At 72.4% G+C, this 20,355-nt stretch carries 16 protein-coding genes, 1 tRNA gene, 1 other RNA gene and 2 pseudogenes; 8 read left to right on the top strand and 12 right to left on the bottom strand.

Annotated elements, in window-relative coordinates:
• Window positions 1-144: 144 nt before the first annotated feature.
• From AB0O67_RS15350 to ffs, 5 genes are all read right to left on the bottom strand, one after another.
• Window positions 145-1,644 carry a N,N-dimethylformamidase beta subunit family domain-containing protein gene (locus tag AB0O67_RS15350; protein WP_365450067.1) on the bottom strand — a complete coding sequence of 500 codons (1,500 nt, stop codon included), beginning with the start codon at window positions 1,642-1,644 and terminating at the stop codon, window positions 145-147.
• 317 nt (window positions 1,645-1,961) lie between these two features.
• A complete protein-coding gene (locus tag AB0O67_RS15345; protein WP_365450065.1) occupies window positions 1,962-4,079 on the bottom strand; it encodes a hypothetical protein in 2,118 nt (705 codons plus the stop codon).
• A gap of 302 nt (window positions 4,080-4,381) precedes the next feature.
• A complete protein-coding gene (gene purD / locus AB0O67_RS15340) occupies window positions 4,382-5,635 on the bottom strand; it encodes a phosphoribosylamine--glycine ligase (protein WP_365450063.1) in 1,254 nt (417 codons plus the stop codon).
• A 152-nt stretch (window positions 5,636-5,787) separates the two neighbouring features.
• A complete protein-coding gene (locus AB0O67_RS15335) occupies window positions 5,788-8,100 on the bottom strand; it encodes a DNA polymerase III subunit gamma and tau (RefSeq protein ID WP_365450061.1) in 2,313 nt (770 codons plus the stop codon).
• Window positions 8,101-8,184: 84 nt separating this feature from the next.
• An RNA gene (gene ffs, locus AB0O67_RS15330) (signal recognition particle sRNA small type) lies at window positions 8,185-8,279 on the bottom strand.
• Window positions 8,280-8,352: 73 nt separating this feature from the next.
• Between ffs and AB0O67_RS15325 the strand changes: the two genes are divergently transcribed.
• From AB0O67_RS15325 to AB0O67_RS15315, 3 genes are all read left to right on the top strand, one after another.
• Window positions 8,353-8,440: transfer RNA gene (locus tag AB0O67_RS15325), tRNA-Ser, on the top strand.
• Window positions 8,441-8,517: 77 nt separating this feature from the next.
• Window positions 8,518-8,739 carry a hypothetical protein gene (locus tag AB0O67_RS15320; RefSeq protein WP_365450059.1) on the top strand — a complete coding sequence of 74 codons (222 nt, stop codon included), beginning with the start codon at window positions 8,518-8,520 and terminating at the stop codon, window positions 8,737-8,739.
• 93 nt (window positions 8,740-8,832) lie between these two features.
• On the top strand, window positions 8,833-8,985 hold the full coding sequence (locus AB0O67_RS15315; RefSeq protein ID WP_365450057.1) for a hypothetical protein: 153 nt from the start codon (window positions 8,833-8,835) through the stop codon (window positions 8,983-8,985).
• Window positions 8,986-9,128: 143 nt separating this feature from the next.
• On the opposite strand, the pseudogene AB0O67_RS15310 reads toward AB0O67_RS15315, so the two are convergent.
• A pseudogene (locus tag AB0O67_RS15310) lies at window positions 9,129-9,224 on the bottom strand (DNA-binding response regulator); the annotation flags it as partial.
• A gap of 153 nt (window positions 9,225-9,377) precedes the next feature.
• On the opposite strand from AB0O67_RS15310, the pseudogene AB0O67_RS15305 reads away from it, so the two are divergent.
• Window positions 9,378-9,572, top strand: a pseudogene (locus AB0O67_RS15305) (heme-binding protein); the annotation flags it as partial.
• A 102-nt stretch (window positions 9,573-9,674) separates the two neighbouring features.
• On the opposite strand, the gene AB0O67_RS15300 reads toward AB0O67_RS15305, so the two are convergent.
• From AB0O67_RS15300 to AB0O67_RS15275, 6 genes are all read right to left on the bottom strand, one after another.
• The gene (locus AB0O67_RS15300; protein WP_365450055.1) at window positions 9,675-10,463 is read right to left on the bottom strand and encodes a DNA-formamidopyrimidine glycosylase family protein; all 789 of its coding nucleotides are present in this window, start codon (window positions 10,461-10,463) and stop codon (window positions 9,675-9,677) included.
• A 174-nt stretch (window positions 10,464-10,637) separates the two neighbouring features.
• Window positions 10,638-11,951, bottom strand: coding sequence for a glycoside hydrolase family 36 protein (locus tag AB0O67_RS15295; RefSeq protein ID WP_365450053.1), 1,314 nt, complete (start codon window positions 11,949-11,951; stop codon window positions 10,638-10,640).
• Window positions 11,952-11,978: 27 nt separating this feature from the next.
• Window positions 11,979-12,866, bottom strand: coding sequence for a carbohydrate ABC transporter permease (locus AB0O67_RS15290; protein WP_365450051.1), 888 nt, complete (start codon window positions 12,864-12,866; stop codon window positions 11,979-11,981).
• On the bottom strand, window positions 12,863-13,846 hold the full coding sequence (locus AB0O67_RS15285; protein ID WP_365450049.1) for a sugar ABC transporter permease: 984 nt from the start codon (window positions 13,844-13,846) through the stop codon (window positions 12,863-12,865). The genes AB0O67_RS15290 and AB0O67_RS15285 overlap by 4 nt, the downstream gene beginning before the upstream one ends.
• Complete coding sequence (locus tag AB0O67_RS15280) at window positions 13,843-15,153, bottom strand: ABC transporter substrate-binding protein (protein WP_365450047.1); 1,311 nt, start codon at window positions 15,151-15,153, stop codon at window positions 13,843-13,845. Before AB0O67_RS15280 ends, AB0O67_RS15285 begins: the two co-directional genes overlap by 4 nt.
• 324 nt (window positions 15,154-15,477) lie before the next feature.
• Window positions 15,478-16,188: a siderophore-interacting protein gene (locus AB0O67_RS15275; protein ID WP_365450045.1), complete on the bottom strand. Its 711-nt coding sequence runs from the start codon at window positions 16,186-16,188 to the stop codon at window positions 15,478-15,480.
• 92 nt (window positions 16,189-16,280) lie between these two features.
• Here AB0O67_RS15275 and AB0O67_RS15270 point away from each other — a divergent pair, with 92 nt between their 5' ends.
• The 4 genes from AB0O67_RS15270 to AB0O67_RS15255 are packed head-to-tail and all read left to right on the top strand — an operon-like array spanning window position 16,281 to window position 20,230.
• The gene (locus AB0O67_RS15270; protein ID WP_365450043.1) at window positions 16,281-18,398 is read left to right on the top strand and encodes a penicillin acylase family protein; all 2,118 of its coding nucleotides are present in this window, start codon (window positions 16,281-16,283) and stop codon (window positions 18,396-18,398) included.
• Window positions 18,391-18,999: a GNAT family N-acetyltransferase gene (locus tag AB0O67_RS15265; RefSeq protein WP_365450041.1), complete on the top strand. Its 609-nt coding sequence runs from the start codon at window positions 18,391-18,393 to the stop codon at window positions 18,997-18,999. Before AB0O67_RS15270 ends, AB0O67_RS15265 begins: the two co-directional genes overlap by 8 nt.
• Window positions 18,996-19,469, top strand: a complete 474-nt coding sequence (locus AB0O67_RS15260; RefSeq protein ID WP_365450039.1) for a cupin domain-containing protein — start codon at window positions 18,996-18,998, stop codon at window positions 19,467-19,469. The genes AB0O67_RS15265 and AB0O67_RS15260 overlap by 4 nt, the downstream gene beginning before the upstream one ends.
• On the top strand, window positions 19,466-20,230 hold the full coding sequence (locus AB0O67_RS15255) for a glucose 1-dehydrogenase (RefSeq protein WP_365450037.1): 765 nt from the start codon (window positions 19,466-19,468) through the stop codon (window positions 20,228-20,230). Before AB0O67_RS15260 ends, AB0O67_RS15255 begins: the two co-directional genes overlap by 4 nt.
• The last annotated feature ends 125 nt before the right edge of the window (window positions 20,231-20,355 follow it).

Raw genomic sequence — 20,355 nt, 5'->3', positions numbered from 1 at the left:
CGGTCGGCTCGGGCTTTTCGACGAATCCGGACACGGTTCCTCCCCGTGGTTCTGTCCAAGTGGGTCGATTCTCCCGTATGCCGGGATGGGTGCGGACAGCGGGTCATGGGGGCCGGTGTCGGTCCGGTCAGGCCTGTGGGCCGATCAGTCGCGTTTGCAGATGCGGTCCAGGAGATTGGCGGTGGCGCGCTGGATGCGTGGGTCCACATGGCCGGGGCGGTCCAGGGCCGGGGACCAGGCGAACGTTCCTGCGGCGAAGACCAGGGCGCCGGAGGGGGCCCGGTAGAGGGACGTCTCCTGGTGGCGCAGGACGCCCTCGCTGTCGGTGTACGGGGAGTGGGCGAGCAGGATGCGCTCGTCGTGGTCGGGCAGCGGGGTGCGCGGGAAGTAGCGGTCGGCCTCGCCGGCCACCAGGCCGTCGATCTCGTCGCCCTCGTGCGCTCCGGTCGCCTCCCACAGCCAGTGACCGGCGTTGCGGACGACCAGCGGATGCGGATCGGGGACCCGGCCCGCGTACTGGATGCCGATCAGCTGCTGCTCCGGGCGGTCGATCTCCCGCCACAGCGACGCCTTGCCCGGACCCTTGCGTTTGCGGCAGGTCAGGAGGCGGTCCGGGGTGCCGGAGGGGGACGGGGCCAACTCCACCTGCCAGTACATGGAGTTGGAGGAGAGGAAGACGAGGGAGGTGCCCTGGTCGCGGGCCAGCTCCGCCGTGCGGCGCATGTGGGTCGACCAGTACTCGTCGTGGCCCGGGAAGACCAGGCCCCGGTAGCGGGTGGGGTCGACGCGGCCGGCGTGCAGGTCGCGGGCGTCGGCGTAGGCGAGGTCGTAGCCGTAGCGCTCGGCCCAGCGGATGAAGTCGTAGGCGTGGCCCACGTGCAGGGGCAGGCCCGCGCCCGCGTACGGCCGGTCGAAGGAGACGGTCGTCGCGGCGTCGGCCTCGCCGAGCAGCCGGCCGTTCTCGTCCCAGGCGTGGTAGAGGCTCGCGCCGGTGCGGCCGTCCTCGGGATAGAGGTTGTACGCCTGCCAGGTGACGTCCGGGAGCAGCAGCAGCAGGTCGGCCGGGTGGTCGTCGCGGACCGTGAAGGGCACGTGGGAGCGGTAGCCGTCGGCGGTGGTGAGGACGGCGACATACGCGCCGACACTCCAGTGCGACGGGATCTGCAACCGCCATGACAACCACCAGTGGTGGCAGGAGACCGTGCGGTCGGCGGTGAGCGGCGGGGGCTGGACGATGCCGGAGAGGCGGGGGCTGGTGGTGATCTTGGCTGCACCGTCGCCGCCGTAGTGGCCGATGCGGTAGACGTCGACGGCGAATTCCTGGGGCGGGTCGACGGTGACATGGAGGTCGACGGCCTCGCCGGGGGCGACCGCGCCGGTGGAGACGAAGCCCTTGATCTGGCGGCGCACGTCGTCGGCGGCGCGCGGGCCGCCGGCGCGCGGAGCGGGGACACGCGGAGCGGTGGTGCCCGGGGCCTGCTGGGCGCCGGGGGCCGGGTCCACGTACCAGGGGACCACCTGGCCGGTGTCGTCGAAGTACGTCTCGCTGCCGCGCAGCCAGGGAAGCGGGCCCTGGCCGAAAGGATCCGTCACGGCGTGTGCCAGTGCTCCCGACTCCCAGCGTCGAATCTGCTCCGACCCCATGGTCGTTCCCCTCCCTCGGCGCCGTTCGTTCTGGTGGTGCGGTCGCTCTCGGCGGCGGTGAGTGTGCTGTGGCGTGGCGCGGTGCGATGTTTTCTGTTTTTGGTCGCTTTGCGCTGTTTTGGCGCGCCCTGCTGTCGCGTTTGTACGACTGTCTTATGTCGAGTGCGATTGCCATGTGCGCGTTCAATACCCAGCACATCACATTACGCACGGACTCCGTCACTGTTCGTTTCGAATTGACCGAAAGCGGAACAACGGACTCCGCAGGGGCGGGGCCGGAAGGGGTGAGGCCGAAGTGGTGGTCGGTGGCGCCCGGCTCAGACGAGTCGTACGGGCTTCTCCGCGCGTATCCCGACCTCGGCCAGCCAGGCTCTGAGCGGGGCCGGGTCACCGTCCTCTATGAGGCTCAGGACCCGGGGGGTCAGGTCGGCGGCGCGTTCGCCCTTGACCAGGAGGGACGGGCCGTCTAGCCAGTCCAGGCCGGGGGTGGCGCCAGCGGTGTCCATCGCGGCGCAGCAGACCATCGCCGTGACGTGGTCGGCGAGCAGCTCGCGGGGGGTGCGAGGGGGTTGGAGCGGGAAGAGGGGGAGGGCGCCGTCGTCCCACAGGGCGTCCGGGGTGGGGGCGGGCGCGGTCGTGCGGGGCGGGGTGCCGGTCACCTCCTCCCGGGCGAGCTCCGCGCTGAGGCCTGCGGCGAGGGCGGCGCTGCGGGGGTCGCTGGGCGGCGGGTCTTCCGGGTCCTCGAAGTCTCCGAGGCGTTCGAGGTCGTCGAGGTCGCCCGAGGCCTCCGGGTCCTCCAGGTCCTTTAGGTTCTCCAGGTCCTTTAGGTCCGTGAGGGCCTTGAGGTCTTCCGGGTCTGTGGACGTGTCAGGGGTCCGGTCCGGGTACGTGTCCGGGTCTGCGTCCAGGTCCGGGGCTGGGGCCGGGTCTGTCACGGCTTCCACAGTGGGGTCCGGGTCCGGGATCGCATCCAGGTCCAGGGCCGGTGCCAGGTCTTTCTCGGCGTCCACAGCCGGATCCGGGTCCGGGACCGCGTCGAGGTCCAGGGCCGGTGCCGGGGGCGGGTGCGGGTCGGTGGTCGAAGCCGTGTCCGTGTGACGGGGGCCGGGGTCCATGGCCCCGGCCGTGTTGGCGTCGTGGTCCGGGATCGGGGGTGGGTCCGTCAGGTGGTTCAGGACTCGGGCCAGGGTCGGGCCATGGTCGGTGTCGCGGGTGGTGCGGCGTACACCGAGGGTGTCCAGGACGCGGTGGAGGCGGGCGGCGTCGGTGCGCCACTTGCGGTCCACGACCTCGTCGGGATACTCCTGCCAGGCCACCGGCGCCCAGTCGGGGCCGGACTCCGCCGGGCCGCCGTGGAAGAGGCGGGCCGCGAGCAGCGAGGTGGCCTCGTCCACCAGGCCGGGCTCTTCGAGGAGGTCGCAGGCGGGGCGCTCACCGAGGCGCGAGGCGAAGCCCTCGGCCAGGCGGTCCCGCCGGGACAGCTCGGTGAGGGCGGCGACGACGCCCGCGTCCAGCCGGGACGGCCAGCGGCCCATCCGCCAGGCGGGCAGCGCGACCCGGGTGAGCAGGCGGTCCCAGCCGGCGTACGCCAGCCCGACCTGTTCCTGCGCGACGATCCGCAGCCCGTAATCCACAGCCTGTGCACGCTCGGCCGCCGCCGCGGCGACCCCGCGCTCCATCTCGGCCGCGTGCTCCCGGCAGCTCCGCAACAGCAGACGGGCCAGCCGGCCTGCGGCCGCGTACACCGTGCGGACCACGGGGCGGCGGCCCGGTGCCGAGGCCACGGCGACCGCCGCGTCCAGGGCCCGCACGAAGCGCCGGGCGGCGGCTATGTCGGGGTGCGCCGAAGGTCCCGTACCGGCGACGACCGGGGCGAGGACCGCGCGCAGTTCGCCGACGCGCATCCACCACAGGAAGGGGGAGCCGATGACGAGGACGGGACTGGCCGCCGTACGGCGATGGCCGTTCCGACGCACGGGGCCCGCCATCTCGTCGCGGCCGTCCGGCGCGGCCGGTGGGCCGTGGGCCGGATGAGTGCGGTCCTCCAGCCAGCTGTCGCAGTCCGGGGTCAGCGCTATGGCGGAGGGCACGGGGACGTCGAGGCGGTCGGCGAGGTCGCGCACCAGCCGGTAGAGATCGGGGGCGGCCCGCTCGGCGATCGGGACCGTCGGGCTCATGGCGGGACGGGCGCGGGCGAGGAGCAGCGCGAAGCCGCCGGCGGAGAGCAGCACGAGGAGCGCGACCGCGCTCACCGCCCAGCGGGCGCCGTCCCACCCCGCGCCGACGAGATGGCCGGTGGAACCGCCCGCCAGCAGGACCACGGCCAGAGCCGCGGGCAGCACCGCGACGGCCAGTGCCCGGCTGCGGACCCGCAGCACGGCCAGCGCACGGTGGCGCGCGCTCTGTGTTCCTGTCTCCACACCGATGCCGGTCACGTCCGGACCTCACCCCCTCCCGTCCTGGCATTGCTGGCTGTCCTGGCGTTGCTCACTCCCCCACTGTGGCACCCACCACTGACATCGCAATGCCGGTGGGCCAAGTGCCGGAACGCTTGCGCCGCACCCTAGTTGGGGCCCCGGCCCCCGTCAGCCGGATAGGACATCGGTCACTCGATGGAATGGCTTTGGGGAAAGGTGGATGACGCAGGGCAAGGATCAGGCCCCGGATCCAAAAAGGATCCGGGGCCTGCGGAGTGCCTGGTCAGACGGCTGATCTCGGGATCGGGACGGGGTCCGGGCTAGGCGCCCGCCGCCGCCTTCGCCGCGATGTCCGTCCGGTGCTGGGAGCCGTCCAGGTGGACGCGGGTGACGGCGCGGTACGCCCGTTCGCGGGCCTCGGCCAGATCGCCGCCCGTCGCGGTGACGGACAGGACCCGGCCGCCCGCGCTGACGACGGCGTCGCCGTCCCGCTTGGTGCCCGCGTGCAGGACGAACGCGTGCGGGGCGTCCTGCTCGGCCACCACGTCCAGGCCGGTGATCGGGTCGCCCGTCCGGGGGGTGCCCGGGTAGTTGTGCGAGGCGATGACCACGGTGACGGCCGCGTCGTCGCTCCAGCGCAGCGGTTCGAGGCTCGCGAGGTTGCCGGTGGCGGCGGCCATCAGGATGCCGGCCAGGGGGGTCTTCAGGCGGGCCAGGACCACCTGGGTCTCCGGGTCGCCGAACCGGGCGTTGAACTCGATGACCCGCACACCCCGGCCGGTGATCGCCAGTCCGGCGTAGAGAAGGCCGGAGAAGGGGGTGCCGCGGCGGCGCATCTCGTCGACGGTCGGCTGGAGGACGCTCTCCAGGACGTCGTCCACGAGCTTCGGGTCGGCCCAGGGCAGCGGGGAGTACGCGCCCATGCCGCCGGTGTTCGGGCCCTCGTCGTCGTCGAGCGCGCGCTTGAAGTCCTGGGCCGGCTGGAGCGGGAGGACCGTCTCGCCGTCGGTCACGGCGAAGAGGGAGACCTCGGGGCCGTCCAGGTACTCCTCGATGACGACGCGGTCGCAGGCCACGGCGTGCGCCTTCGCGGCGTCGAGGTCGGCGGTGACGACGACGCCCTTGCCGGCGGCGAGACCGTCGTCCTTGACGACGTAGGGCGGGCCGAAGGCGTCGAGTGCCGTGTCGACCTCCGCCTCCGTCGTGCAGACGTACGAGCGGGCGGTCGGGACGCCGGCCTCGGCCATGACGTCCTTGGCGAAGGCCTTGGAGCCCTCCAGGCGCGCGGCCTCCCGGGAGGGGCCGAACACGGCGATGCCCGCCTCACGCACGGCGTCCGCGACCCCCGCGACCAGCGGGGCCTCCGGGCCCACGACCACGAGGTCGGCGCCGAGCCGCACGGCAAGGGCGGACACGGCCGCGCCGTCCAGGGCGTCGACGGGGTGCAGCTCGGCCACCTCGGCGATGCCGGCGTTGCCGGGGGCGCAGTGCAGCGCGGTGACGGCGGGGTCGAGGGACAGGGAGCGGCACAGGGCGTGTTCGCGGGCGCCGGTACCGATGACGAGGACCTTCACGGGGTCAGCCTAACCGGAGCGGGTCGGGCGGGTTTGTGGGGGATGCCGAAGGAGGTCGGGGTGAGCAGTTGTGGGTTTCTCCGAAAGGCGGCCTCGGCGCGAGGGACCCCGCCGGAAGGCGCGCGACACGGGTGGCGGAACCGACACGTGCCTCAGTCGTTCGAGAACTCGTCCATCACCGTCGCCCCCAGCTCCCGCACGATCAGCTCCTGGCCGGAGAGGGCCGACTCGTCGAGGTCGGGGTCGTCGTCCTCGGGGATGTCGTCCTCGATCGAGATGGGCGGCGGCTCCGGCGCGGAGTGCCGCGCGGGGGTGTGGGTGGGCGCCGGGGCGGACGAGGCGGGGGCGGCCGAGGCGGGCCGCGTGGACGCCGGGCGCTGGGCGGTCGTGGTGCCGCCGCCGGTGCCTCCCGGCGTGGCACCGCCGTAACCGCCGCTCGCGGCGCCGCCACCGCCGTGGCTCGCGGCTCCGCCGCCGCCGAAGTCACCGGCCGCCCCGCCGCCGTAACCGCCCCCGCCGCCGCTGCCCGGCGACGGCGGCGGCGCGCCACCGCCCGAGGGGTCGACGAGGGCCTCGATCTTCCAGTGGACGTTGAACTGCTCCGCCAGCGCCTGCCGCAGCACGTCCTCGCTGCCGCTGCTCGTGAAGTTGTCACGGGCGCCGACGTTGACGAAGCCCAGTTGGAGGGTGGTGCCGTCGAAGCCGACGATCTGGGCGTTCTGGCTGAGCAGGATCCAGGTGAAGCGGCGGCGGTTCTTCACCGCTTCGAGAATGTTCGGCCAGAGCGTGCGGGGGTCGCGGCCGCCGCTCGGGGGCGGCGAGGCCGGCGGGGCCGAGGCGGGCGTGGGTGTGGGCGCCGGCGCCTGTGCGGCAGGGGCGGGTGCCGTCGAGGGGCGGTCACCGCCACCAGGGGGTGCGGCGGTGGGCCAGCCGCCGGGTCGCCGGCCGGCGGGCCCGGAACCGGCCGGGGCCGCGGTGGGCCAGGCGCCGGGGGCGGCAGCGGCCGGAGCGGGGGCCTGTCCCGGCGCTTCCGTCGGCGCGGGAACCGCGGGCGGCTGCTGGGCGGACCCGCCCGGACCGGGGGTCGCGGCGGGCCGTACGTCGCCCCGCTGGTCGCCGGGCCCGGCCTGCCCCCCAGGTACGGGACCACCCGCCGCTTCCGGGGCCGGGGTGCGCACCGCTGCCCGGGCCGCCGCGACGCCGCCGCCCGGCGGTACGGCCGCGGCCGTGCTCGCGGGGGCCGCCCCGTGGGCGTCGGGGCCGGGAACGTACCCCATGGCGGGCGCCGCGGCTCCCGCGGAGAAGTTCACGCCCCGCTCCAGGCGGTCGAGGCGGGCCATCGTGGACCGTTCGTCGCCGTAGGCGGCGGGCAGCAGCACGCGCGCGCAGATCAGCTCCAGCTGGAGGCGCGGGGAGGTGGCGCCGCGCATCTCGGTGAGGCCCTCGTTGACGAGGTCGGCGGCGCGGCTGAGTTCGGCGGGGCCGAAGGTGCCGGCCTGGGCCTGCATCCGCTCCAGCACGTCGGCGGGGGCGTCGATGAGCCCCTTCTCCAAGGCGTCCGGAACCGCCGCGATGATCACGAGGTCCCGCAGTCGCTCCAGCAGGTCCGCGACGAAGCGCCTCGGGTCGTTGCCACCCTCGATCACGCGGTCCACGACCTCGAAGGCCGCGGCGCCGTCCCCTGTGGCGAACGCCTCCACGACGGAATCGAGCAGCGACCCGTCCGTGTAGCCGAGCAGGGACGTGGCCATGGCGTACGTCACACCGTCCGCCCCCGCACCCGCGAGCAGTTGGTCCATGACGGACATGGAGTCACGCACGGATCCGGCGCCGGCCCGCACGACGAGCGGCAGGACACCGTCCGCGACCGGGATGTCCTCCTTCTGGCACACCTCGCCGAGGTAGTCCCGCAGAGTCCCGGGCGGCACCAGCCGGAACGGGTAGTGATGCGTGCGCGAGCGGATCGTCCCGATGACCTTCTCGGGCTCGGTGGTGGCGAAGATGAACTTCAGATGCTCCGGGGGCTCCTCGACGACCTTGAGGAGCGCGTTGAAACCGGCCGACGTGACCATGTGGGCCTCGTCGATGATGTAGATCTTGTACCGGCTGCTCGCGGGCCCGAAGAAGGCCTTCTCCCGCAGCTCACGGGCGTCGTCCACACCACCGTGCGAAGCGGCGTCGATCTCGATGACGTCGATCGAACCGGGGCCGTTGCGCGCGAGGTCCTGGCACGACTGGCACTCCCCGCAGGGGGTGGGCGTCGGGCCCTGCTCGCAGTTCAGGCAGCGGGCCAGGATCCGGGCGCTGGTCGTCTTGCCGCATCCCCGCGGACCGCTGAACAGGTACGCGTGATTGACCCGGTTGTTGCGCAGCGCCTGCTGCAGCGGGTCGGTTACATGCTCCTGCCCGATGACCTCGGCGAACGACTCCGGGCGATAGCGGCGGTACAGCGCGAGAGACGACACGCATACGAGGTTATAGGCGCCCACCGACAACGGGATCCGCCCGGCGATCCTGGGGATCTCCGGCATCCCGCCGGCCCCGGACACGCGAACGCCCCCCACGCACCCGCCAGAGCCAACCTACCCTTGCTGCCTTCCGGCCCTGGGGGAGTTCAGTCAGATAGCGCCGCGTGAGGGGCTTCGCACAGCCTACCCGATGCTGAGGTGCGGGAACGAGTTCGCGAGCACTCCTCTCGGTCATGTAATGTTTCCGGCGGAGGATTCGCCTAGAGGCCTAGGGCGCACGCTTGGAAAGCGTGTTGGGGGCAACCCCTCACGAGTTCGAATCTCGTATCCTCCGCCAGCCCAGAGGGCCGGACCGCGAAGGTCCGGCCCTCCGGCGTTCCCCAGGGGGACGCGCGTAGGCGCATACTGGGGGCAATGACAAAGCCCGATGCACCGAAGCGTCATTTGCCTACCAGCCCCTTCAAGGCCCCGGTCACTCGCACTCCTGAGCACTTCGCCGTGGGCGACCAGGTCACACACGACATGTACGGCCTCGGCCGCGTGATCGGCATCGAGGACGGAATCGCGGCACTCGTCGATTTCGGCTCGGCGCAGATGCGCATCCTGAGCCCGTACAGCAAGATGACCAAGCTGTAGGACCGCTGTGCCCGGTCACGGCACACCGGGGCCCGTCCGGGACCCGTAACGAAGGAGAGACCTCTCATCGATTCGACTTCGCTGTTCTCCGCCGTGGAAGGGCAACCCCGCGGCGGAGCCGCGGCATCGCCGCCTCCGACGACGAACCCCTTCCAGGCCCCGGACTTCGGGGACGACGAGAACTTCCTGCTCGAAGGTGACGGTGACCTCGGCAGCCGGCCGTGGGCCGTCTCCGGCACCGCTTAGGAACCGGTCGGCAGATCGAGGCGGCCGGGTCCTCCGCCAGGTCGCCATGTCGTCGTCGGTCCGCGCCTCGGCCCCCTTCTCACGGCACAAGACGCCACTCCTTGGCCACGGCCACCGCTCCCCGGCCCTGGGAGAGATGGCGGGGTGGTGCGGCAGTCGGCGGCGGTGCGGAGGGCGGCGAACAGTTCCTCGGGGCGTTCCGTCTTGAGGAGGCAGCCGGTGGCACCGGCCTCGATGGCTGCTCCCGTCATCCCCGGGCCGAGCCGGAGGTCCGGCGCTCGCGAGCAGGACGCGCCGGCCCGCTCATAGCGCCGCGTGGTCGTCGCAGTGGATCGTGAGGCTGCCGCCCATCTGACGCGGGCGGGCCCGCATCGCCGTGCGCAAGGCGTTCAACCGCCGTCTCATGGAACGCGCCCCCCCTCCGAGCCGGCCAAGCACCTTCAGCAGGCGTCGCACCTGAAGGACATCCCGGCACACTGTTCCTCGCGGGCGGCGCCCCGGTCGCCGTCGGGGGCGCTTCCGTCACGGGCATCGGTGTCGCGGGTGCGCCCTCCGGCGACCTGGACGAGAAGTACGCGCAGGCTGGGTGTCGCGGCTTCCGGCCGCTCACACCGGCCCGAGCGGCAGCGCCGCGAGCCCGGACGCGCGCTGCCACCGCGCACCCGGCGAGCCACACACCGGGCCGCCCGTCACGAATCTCCCGGCTGGCACCGCGGGCACCACACGGTGGTCCGGCCCGCCAGTCGGGAGCGGCGCAGGGGGGTGCCGCAGCGGGGGCAGTGCGGGTCGGGGTCGTCGCGGTGGCCGGTGAGCCAGGAGTCGCGTGGCGGGACGCGGCCCGCGCCGATCGCCGAACGCAGGGTGGCACGCATCCGGGTGTACAGGCGCCGCCGGTCGGCCTCGGTGAGGTCGCACGCCCGGGCGGCCGGTCGCAGCCCCGCGCGCCACAGGATCTCGTCGGCGAGCAGATTGCCGAGCCCGGCCACGACGGACTGGTCGGTGAGCGCGGTCTTGAGGGCACCGCGGCGGGCGGCGAGCGCGGCCCCGAACTCCTCGCGGCCCACCGCCATCGCGTCGGGGCCCTGCCCGTCGAGCAGCCGGGCGACCCCGGCGTCGTCGGCGAGCCAGAGGCCCTGGAGCTTGCGCTGGTCGCGGAAGCGGAGCTGACGGTCCCGGCTCACGGTGAACAGGACGCGGTCGTGGGGTTCGGCGGCGTCGTCGGGACGCTCGCAGACCAGACTGCCGGTCATCCCGAAGTGCAGCATGAGGGTGTGGCCGCCGCCGGTGCGGGCGAGCAGCCACTTGCCGTGGCGTTCGGGCTTGCCGAACCGCCGTCCCTCCAGCGCCTCGCGCAGCCGCCGCGCGCTCATGCCGTGCAGGACGCCCGTGTCCCGGACCTCGACGCGCCGCACGACCCTGCCCGACGCGCAGGACTCGAACACTTTCCGGAAGGCCTCGACGTCCGGCAGTTCGGGCATGACTCAGCTCCGTCGTGGCCCGCGCTCGATGCGGGGGCACGCGTGGCAGGCCGGCACGCACGCCCCTCACATCTGAACCGTTGCCGGCGCGGGAGGGCACCACGGCACGCTGGTCTCCCCTCCCGCCCGTCCGAACGGCGGTGGCGGCTGCGGGCCAGTGCCGTCACTCCCGTGTCATCGGCCCGCGCCCGCGAGCAGGCGGCGCGTCGTCGTCACACCCCACTCGTCCAGTGACAGCAGGCGGTCGCTGGAGGCCATCAGGCCGTCGGTCGCCTCCACGTGGGCCGCCCAGCGCTCGCGGGTCTCGACGGCCGGTCGGGCCATCAGGCAGTCGGGGTCGTTGATCCACAGGCGGCGGTGCTGCCACTGCCGTCCGGCGCCGGTGAACTCGGCGGGATCCTGCCCGGGCTGGCTGTAGTCGCCGGCCTCGGGACGGCGGTGGGGACCCGTGTCGGGGCTGACCCGCATCGCGTCGAACAGGCCGATCGACGGGAGCATCGGCGCGCCGCAGCCCAGCAGATAGGCGTCCGCGCCGATCGCCTCGCGGATCAGCTCGACGCCGGAGCGGTAGGCCGTCAGCGCGTCCACGTCCGCGTGCCGCACACCGTCCAGCGCGCCCGCGTAGAGGAAGTCGGCCTTGAAGTAGTCGTAGCCCTCGGCGCTCAGGGTGCGGAAGACCTCCGTCAGGTACCCCGCCGCCTCTGGGTGCGTGCTGTCCAGGACGTGCAGGTCGTGGCCCCAGTTGCGGCCGGCGTGCAAGGGGACGCCGTCCTCGGACCGTACGAGCCAGTCCGGGTGCTCGGCGGCCAGGGCGCTCGCCGGGTCCACCAGGAACGGGGCCGTCCAGATGCCCGCGCGGCGGCCCTTGGCGCGGATCGCGGCCGCCATGCCCTCGCGGGAGCGGAAGCGGCCCGAGAGGGTGAGCCAGTCGCCGAGTGCGCTCTGGTAGCCGTCGTCGATCTGCACGACGTCGACGGGCAGGTCGAGGGTGTCCATCGCGCGGAGGTTCTCGTGGATGTCGTCCTCGGTGACGGCGGTGAAGTACTCGTACCAGGAGCACCACACGGTGGGAGCGGGGCGCGGGACGGCGAGGCCGAGGGCCGCGGCCCAGTCCGCCAGCACCGACTGGATGTGCGTGCCGGTCCACTCCTTCACCCGGCCGTCCGCGCTCACCTCCGCCGTGCCGTCCGTCACCGTCAGCCGGATCGAGGGGACCTCGCGGGCCGGGTCGGTCGCCGCCCACAGGCGGACCGGTGCGCCGTCGCCCGGGTCGAGGGCGAGCAGGCCCTCGCCCTGGAAGGTCCCCGCGGGGGCGGTGACGCCGGGCCGGTAGCAGACGGTCGCCCAGTTGGCGTCGGTCGGGCGGTACGGCCGGCCGGTGAGGGGATAGGCGCCGCTGGGGCTCCAGGACTGCCAGCCCTCCTCGTGGACGCGGGCTCGGGAGACGTCCACGGGCACGGAGGCCAGCGACGTGAAGGAGTGGGACACGGTGGTTCTCTCTCGAAAAGGCGGACGTCAGCCCTTGTTGGCGCCGAGCGTGAGGCCGCTGACGAACTGCCGCTGGAGCAGGAAGTAGACGATCAGCGTCGGGATGGCGGTGAGCAGGGCGCCTGCGGCGACCAGGTTGGGGTCGGTGAAGAACTGGCCGGAGAGGTTGTTCAGCGCCGAGGTGATCGGCATGTTCTCGCCGGTGGAGATCAGGACCAGGGCCCAGAAGAAGTCGTTGTAGATCCAGATGGACAGCAGGGTCGCGAGGGCCGCCATCGCCGGGCGGCACAGCGGCAGGGTGATCTGCCAGTACAGGCGCCACACCGACGCGCCGTCGACCAGCGCGGCCTCGGTCAGTTCGTGCGGGAGCGAGCGCATGTAGTTGCTCAGCACGAACGCGCAGAAGCCGGACTGGAACGCCACGTGGATGAGGACCAGGCCGAGGGCGGAGTCGTACAGCTTGCCGCTCATGGTGACGCCGGGCAGGTCCACCAGGAGGTAGAGGCGGTACAGCGGGGTGATGATCACCTGCTGGGGCAGCAGGTTGCCGGCCGTGAAGACCAGCAGCAGGGCGAGGTTGACCCGGAAGTCGAAGCGGCTGACGTAGAAGGCCACCATCGACGACAGGAACAGGGTCACCAGCACGGCCGGGACGGCGATCACCAGCGTGTTCACGAAGTAGTGCGTCATGTCCGACTGCGTGAACGCGTTCGTGAAGTTGTCGAGGCTCAGCGTGTCCGGGAGAGACACGTATCCCTTCTCGCTCGTCTCGGCGTACGGGCGCAGGGCGGCGTAGACCGCCCAGAGCAGCGGCGCCAGCCAGGCCAGCGCCATGGTGCCGAGGACGAGGTGCAGCAGGACGCGGCCGGGGCGTATCGGGGCGCGGTTCTTCGGGACGACTGCCGTGGCGCTCATGCCCGCCGCTCCTTCCGGAAGGTGCTGACCAGGTACGGGATGATCACGACGAGCGAGATCAGCAGCAGGACGACCGCGATCGCCGATCCGTATCCGATACGGCTCGACTCACCGATGATGTTGCTGGTCACCAGGATGGACAGCAGCTCGGTCCCCTCGGCGCCGCCGTTGAAGACGTACACGAGGTCGAAGGCGCGCAGTGCCTCGATGATGGTGACGACGAGGACGATCGTGTTGGTCGGGCGCAGCGCCGGGAAGACGACGTTCCGGAACGTCTGCCACTCGCCCGCACCGTCGATCGCGGAGGCCTCGCGCAGCGTCGGGTCCACGCCCTTCAGGCCGGCCAGGTAGAGGATCATCATGTAGCCGGTGTGCCGCCAGGACGCGGCGACCAGGACCGCCCAGAGGTTGAGGTCCGGGTCGCCGATCCAGTCGATGTACTTGCCGGGCTCGTTGGCCCCGATGACGCTGTTGATCAGTCCGGTGTCGGGGTTGTAGACGAGCTGCCAGACGAAGCCGATGACGGCCATGGACAGCACGACCGGCAGGAAGAACGCCGTCTGGTAGACGCGGCTGAACCGGATCCGCTTGTCCAGCTGCACGGCCAGGAACAGGCCGAGCGGCGTCGGGATCACGATCAGCACCACGAACCAGACGACGTTGTGCTGGACGGCCGGCCAGAACTGCGGGTTCTGCTCGAACAGTTCCTTGAAGTTCTGCAGCCCGACCCAGTGGATCGAGTCGAAGCCGATGCCGTCCCAGGTGGTGAAGGCGAGCGCGATCGAGGCGAGCGCGGTCATCCACACCAGGGCGATGTGCAGGACCGTCGGCAGGGTCGCCATCAGGCCCAGCGTGAGCCGGTCGCGGCGGGTGAGCAGGCGGCGGTGGCCGGTGGGCACCTTCCGCCGCTCGACCGGGGCGGCGCCCGGAGGCGGCGCGGCGGCAGCCTCCGGGTTCTCCTTGGTGAGTTCCGTGGTCATGAGGACGCGAAGATCGTCTTCTTCTGGCGCTCGATGGACGAGAGCAGGCCGTCGACGCCCTTGGGGTCGCGGATGAACTTCTGCAGCGCGGGCTGCATCACCGTGGAGGTGAAGTCCGGTCGGCTGTCGCGGTCCATGAACTGCGTCAGGTTCTTCGCGGCGCCGATCATCTCGTACGCCTTCTTCTGGAGCGGGGTGTACGAGGAGGTGTCGGCCTTCGTCGAGGCGGCGACCACGCTCGGGTCCGACTTGAGGTAGATCTCCTCGGCGGCCGGGCTGCCCAGGTACTCCATGAGCTCGGCGGAACCCGCCTTGTTCTTCGGGCTCCTGCTCATCATGAAGCCGTCGGTCGGCGCCTCGACGGTCTCCTGGCCGTAGGCCGGGTCGATCTCCGGGAAGGCGAAGAAGTCGAGGTCCGCGAGGTCGGCCTCGTTCGTGAACTGCTGGGCGACGAAGGTGCCCAGGAGGTACATGCCGGCCTTCTTCGACACCAGCGTCTGGGCGGCGTCCTGCCAGGTGCGCCCGATGGCGCCTTCCTGGTGGTAGGGGAGGATCTCGGCCCAGAGGTCGAAGGCGGCGCGGACCTTGGCGTCGGTCCAGGAGGCCTTGCCCGCCATCAGGTCGACGTGGAAGTCGTAGCCGTTCTTGCGGAAGTTGATCTGGTCGAAGGTGCCGAGGGCGGGCCAGGCGTCCTTGTCCCCGAAGGCGATCGGGACGAGGCCGTCCTTCTGCATCCGCTTGCACAGCGCGATGAAGTCGTCCCAGGTGGTGGGGACTTCGTAGCCCTTCTCCGCGAAGACGCTCTTCCGGTAGAAGATCGCCCAGGGGTACGTGTAGAGCGGCACGAGGTAGTACTTGCCGTCCTCGCCCTTGCTGAGCGCCTTCATCGCGTCGGGGAAGTTGCCGCCGATCTTCTGCCACACGTCGTCGATCGGGGTGGCGAGGCCCTTGGCCGCGAAGAACTGCATCCGGTAGCCGGCGAACCAGGTGAACACGTCGTCCGGCGTGCCCTGGAGATAGGAGTTGATCTGCTCCTGGAAGGTGTTGGAGTCCTTGGTGTTCACGTCGACGGTGAGCCCGGACTGCTTCCGGAAGGCCGCGTAGACGTCCGCGTACGCCTTCTTCGGCACCGGGTCGGAGGCCTTCGAACCCAGCGTGACCGTCTTCGGGTCGGCGGCCGCGCCGCTGCCGCCGCAGGCGCTCAACAGGGGTATGCCGGCGCCGAGAGCGGCCGCTCCGCCCACGCCGCGCAGAAGGGTGCGGCGGCTCGGGCCGGGGAGGGTGAGACCGGAAGGGGTTCTGCGCATGACGGCTCCTGGGGACAGGGGTCCGGTCCGAAAATTGGTCGAAACCAATCAGAAACCAACCTGACCGAACACGAGGGTGGCGCAATAACAGCCGCATGTCCGGGCATACGTCAAGAGATGACGTCGTAGTTTGTGGAAACGTGACCGTGACGTCGAGGCTCAACAGCCCCGCCTGCCAGGGGTTTTCACAGAAACCAACACGACCGGCCGCTCGACGGCCCTGGCAGTGAAAGGCGGCCGGCCCGAGGAAGGGCTGCCCGGAAGCGCAGAAGACCCGGGGCCGGCTGGAGGCCGGCCCCGGGTCGTGCGGTCACGTGGGTGGTGTCAGGTCGCCCGCCAGTACCCCAGCGCGTGCATCCGCTCCTTCGGGACCGACAGGTCCTTGCGGACGTACGACGCCAGGGTGCGGGTCGTCGCGGTGTCGCAGGCGATCCAGACGTACGGGTTCGCGGTGGCCGCCAGGAGCGCCGGAAGCGTGGCCCGCACGTCGTCGACCAGGCCCGGGCGGGGCAGCTGGCGTATCTCGTGCCGGTCGGTGTCCGCGCGGCACGGCAGGCCGTCCAGCTCACCCTCGAACCAGATCGTCGCCGGTGCCGAACCGAGGGCGTCGAGGAGGGAGTTGAGCGCGGGAAGCGAGGCGGGGTCGCCCATCGCGAAGACGTGCGAGGGCTCGGGCCGGGGGTGCTGGAAGCCCGTGCCCTGGACCGTCGCCTCGATGCTGTCGCCTTCCTTCGCCGCCCGCGCCCAGTCACTGGCGCACCCCTCGTGGAGTGCGAACTCGAGGCTGAAGGTGTTCGTCTCGGGGTCCGCGTCGACCAGCGTGTACGCCCGCTGGTGCGACTTGCCCGCGTTGTCGAACCACAGCCGGACCCACATCGTGGGGTGAACGCCGTTGGCCGTGAGCAGGCCTCCGTCGGTGAAGTGCACCCGCCGGTACTCCGGCGTGACGTCCTCGGCGCCGGTGACGGTGAGGACGAAGTCCTTCGCGCCCATCAGCTTCAGGACCGCGCCCTGCCAACCGTGCCCCTGCCCCATGGCACTCCTTCACATTTCGCGTACCATTCCGCCACGACTTACTTAGGGAAGCCTAACCTAAAGAGCTGAAGGAATGACAGGGTGATGTCCAGGTGACCATCGAGATCTACCGCGACGCCTGGGGCATCCCCCACCTGCGCGCCACCGACGCCCGCGAACTCGCCCGCGCCCAGGGCCGGGTCACGGCCCACGACCGCGCCTGGCAGCTCGAGGTCGAACGCCACCGCGCCCAGGGCACCTCCGCCTCCTTCCTCGGTACGGCCGCCGTGCCCTGGGACGTGCTCGCGAGACGGGCCCGCCTGGCGGACACGGCGGAACGTTCCTTCAACGCCCTGGACCCCGACACGGCCGACTGGGTCCGTGCCTACGTCGACGGCGTCAACGAGGGCCTCGCGCAGGGCGCGAGCCGTACTCCCGAGTTCGCCGACGCGGGCCTCGCCCCCGGCCGCTGGGAGCCGTGGACCCCGCTCGCCGTCTGGATCGCCACGCACATCCTCTTCGCGGGCTTCCCGGCGAAGCTCTGGCGAGAGGAGGTGATCCGGCATCTGGGACCGGAGGCGGTGGCGCTGTTCGCCACGGACGGCCCCGGCACCTGCGGCAGCAACGGCTGGCTGGCCGCCGGGGAGCGGACCGTCACCGGGCATGCTGTGATCGCCGGAGATCCGCACCGCTTCATCGAGGAGCCGGGCGTCTACCAGCAGATACGGCTGAGCTGCCCCGAGTTCGACGTCGTCGGCCTCGCCGTGCCCGGCATCCCCGGCACGGCCCACTTCGGCCACACCGGAACGGTCGCCTGGGCCATCACCAACGCCATGGCCGACTACCAGGACCTCTACCGGGAGCGGCTGCGCCGGACGGGCGCCGGCGTGGAGGCCCTCGGCCCGGACGGGCGATGGGAACGCGCCTACCGGAAGACCGAGTTCGTCGAGGTGCGCGGTGCGGAGCCGGTGCCGGTCGAGGTCATCGAGACCGAACGGGGACCGGTGATCGCCGGCGGGCCCGAGGGCCTGGACGACGGCGCGCTCCTCCCGGACGACCCCGAGCCCCCGCTCGCCCTCAGTCTCCGCCACCCGCCCCGCGTCCTCGCCGACGCCGGCTTCGCCACCCTGCTCCCGCTGCTGCGGGCCCGCACGGTCGCCGACGTCGACCGCGCCTTCGACACCTGGGTGGAGCCGGTCAACGTCGTGCAGGCCGCAGACACCGAGGGCGGCACCCTGCACCGGGTCGCGGGCCGGGTGCCGGTGCGGTCCGAGGCCAACAGGGTCCGGACCGTGCCCGCCTGGGAGCCCGGCCACGAGTGGCGCGGCTGGCACGGTACGCCCCGCGCCGGTCTGACCGACGGCATCGCGGTGATGGCCAACCAGCGCGGCCCGTCCGCCCCGCTCGGCGTCGAGTTCGCCCCGCCGCACCGCGCCGACCGGATCGCCGCGCTGCTGAACGAGAAGGGGAAGTGGTCGGCGGCCGACATGCCCACCATCCACATGGACACCCACCTCGCCTCCGCCGCGCCCCTCCTCTCTCTCCTCGCCGCCCTCGACGGCCTCGCCCCCGAGGCCGCCGCCCTGCGCGAGCGGCTGCTGCGCTGGGACCGCCGCATGGACGCCACGAGCGAACCGGCCGCCGCCTACGCGGCCGTCCGCAGCGCCGTCGTCCGCCGCCTGGCCGCCCACCCGGCATTCGCCCCGCTGACCGAGCCGCCGGCCTACCCGGAGGTCCTCCTCCCTTGGCTGGGGCTCACCGCACGGACCGCGTTCGCCCTGGAGAACCTGCTGACGGCCCAGGAGCTCTACGGCATCGACCGCCCGGCGATCGTCCGGGCGGCCCTGGAGGAGGTGGCGGCGCGGGCCGCGGCCGCACCGGCCGGCCGCACCTGGGGCGACACCCACCGCCTCGCCCCGTGGCGGGCGTTGCCCGGCACGCCCTACTCCACCGACACGTACGCCGAACCGGCCCTGTCCGGCGACCACGACTGCGTGCTGTGCACCTCCGCCGTCCCCGGCCTCACCGACCTCGCCGCGCGCGGCCCGGCAGCCCGCTACGTGTGGGACCTGGCCCGGCGCGAGGACAGCCTGTGGGTGGTGCCGCTGGGCGCGTCCGGCGTGCCCGGCTCGGCGCACCACCGCGACCAACTCCCCCTGTGGACCGGGGGAGACCTCGTCCCGGTCGTCACCGACTGGGCCCGCCTCACCAAGGAGACCGACGATGACTGACCCGTACGCCGACCGCGCCGCCGTCCACGAAGAGGTGGTCGACGGCTTCGGCACCGTACGCGTGCTGCCCCTCGACGCGAAGGGCGACGCCGAGGTGGTCCACGGCTGGGTGAGCCAGGAACGCGCCGTCTTCTGGGGCATGAACGGGCTCACCCAGGACGAGGTGGCCGGCATCTACGCCCACCTGGACACCCTCGACACCCATCACGCGTACCTGCTGGTGAAGGACGGCGAACCGGTCGCCCTGTTCCAGACCTACGAGCCGCAGGCGGACCGGGTCGGCGAGTGCTACGACGTCCGGCCCGGCGACATCGGCGTCCATCTGCTCCTCGCGCCCGCCGGAGCCGGGGGATCCCGCCTCGGCTGGACGACGTCGCTGATCGGTGCCGCGGCCTCGTACGTGTGGCTCGTCCTGGGCCGCCGGCGCGTCGTGGTCGACCCGGACGTGCGCAACGAGAAGGCGATCGAGCGCTTCCTGAGACTGGGGTTCGTGGCCGGTCCGAAGGTCGTACTGCCGGAGGTGAATCTGCCCGACGTGCACCTGCCGGAGAAGCACGCTCAACTGGCGTTCCTGCTCCGGCCGGTAGCCTGCCCGGCGTGACTCCAGAAGAGCTTGTCGCGCACTACGCCATGGAGCCGATCCCGCGCGAGGGCGGCCTGTTCCGGCAGACCTGGGCCGGACCGGACCGCCCCGACGGGCGCCCGGAGGGCACCGCCATCGTCGCCCTGCTCCGGCGGGACGACTACTCCGCCCTGCACCGCCTGCCCGCCGACGAGGTCTGGCACTTCTACCTCGGCGACCCGCTGGAGCTGCTGCTCCTCGCCCCCGACGGCGCCTCCCGCACTGTCGTCCTCGGACCGGACGTGCTCGGCGGCCAGCACCCGCAGTTCACCGTGGAGGCCGGCACCTGGATGGGCGGGCGGGTCGCCGAGGGCGGCTCCTGGACGTTCTTCGGCTGCACGATGGCGCCCGGTTTCACCCACGAGGGCTATGAGCACGGCGACCCCGCCGAGCTGACCGCCCGCCACCCGGACGCGGCCGACCGGATCGTGGAACTGTGCCGGCCATGAGGCTGCTGGAGGGTCAGGTCGCCCTCGTCACGGGCGCGGGCGGCGGCATCGGGCGGGGCATCGCCCTGCGGTTCGCGGAGCAGGGCGCCGCGGTCGCCGTGCACTGCCGTACGTCGGTGGAGCCGGCGCGTGAGGTGGCGGCGCTGGTGGAGGGCCTGGGCGGCCGGGCCGTCGTGCTCCAGGCCGATCTCGCCGACGAGGACGAGTGCCGGCGGGTGGTGCGCGAGGCCGCCGCATGGGGTGCCGGACGGCTGACCGCACTGGTCAACAACGCCGCCGTGCAACCCGTGCAGGAGCTCGCCGAGATGACCGCCACCGACTGGCGGAGGGTCGTGGACACCAACCTGACCAGTGTTTTCGCGTGCACTCAGGCGGCCGTCGAGGTCATGCGGGAGCGCGGCGAAGGGGGTTCGGTGACGCACATCGCCTCCATCGAGGCGAGCGCACCGGCACCGGCACACGCGCACTACTGCGCCTCCAAGGCGGCGGTCGTGATGCACGCCCGCTCGGCGGCGCTGGAGTACGGGAGCCACGGCATCCGCGTGAACACCGTCTCCCCCGGGCTGATCGACCGGGAAGGGCTGGCGCAGGCCTGGCCGGAGGGCGTGGAGCGCTGGCAGCGCGCGGTGCCGCTCGGCCGGCTGGGGCGGCCGGAGGACATCGGGGACGCGTGCGTGTTCCTGGCCTCACCGCTGGCGTCCTGGGTGACGGGGCACGACCTGGTGGTGGACGGCGGGATCTCGGCACGGCCCACCTGGTGAGGGCACGGGCGGCGTGTCGGGGTGGGGTCCCCGCGCAGGTCCGGCTTGACGGAACTGCGCGGGCCAGAGGTGAGCGCGGTGTCCTCACGGCTCCCGGCTGAGCACATCGGCGCCCGTATCCGTAT

This window comes from Streptomyces sp. NPDC086077, from assembly GCF_040686175.1.
Taxonomy (GTDB): domain Bacteria; phylum Actinomycetota; class Actinomycetes; order Streptomycetales; family Streptomycetaceae; genus Streptomyces.
The sequence above is the reverse complement of the archived record's forward strand: the minus strand, read 5'-3'. Positions and strand labels throughout refer to the sequence as shown.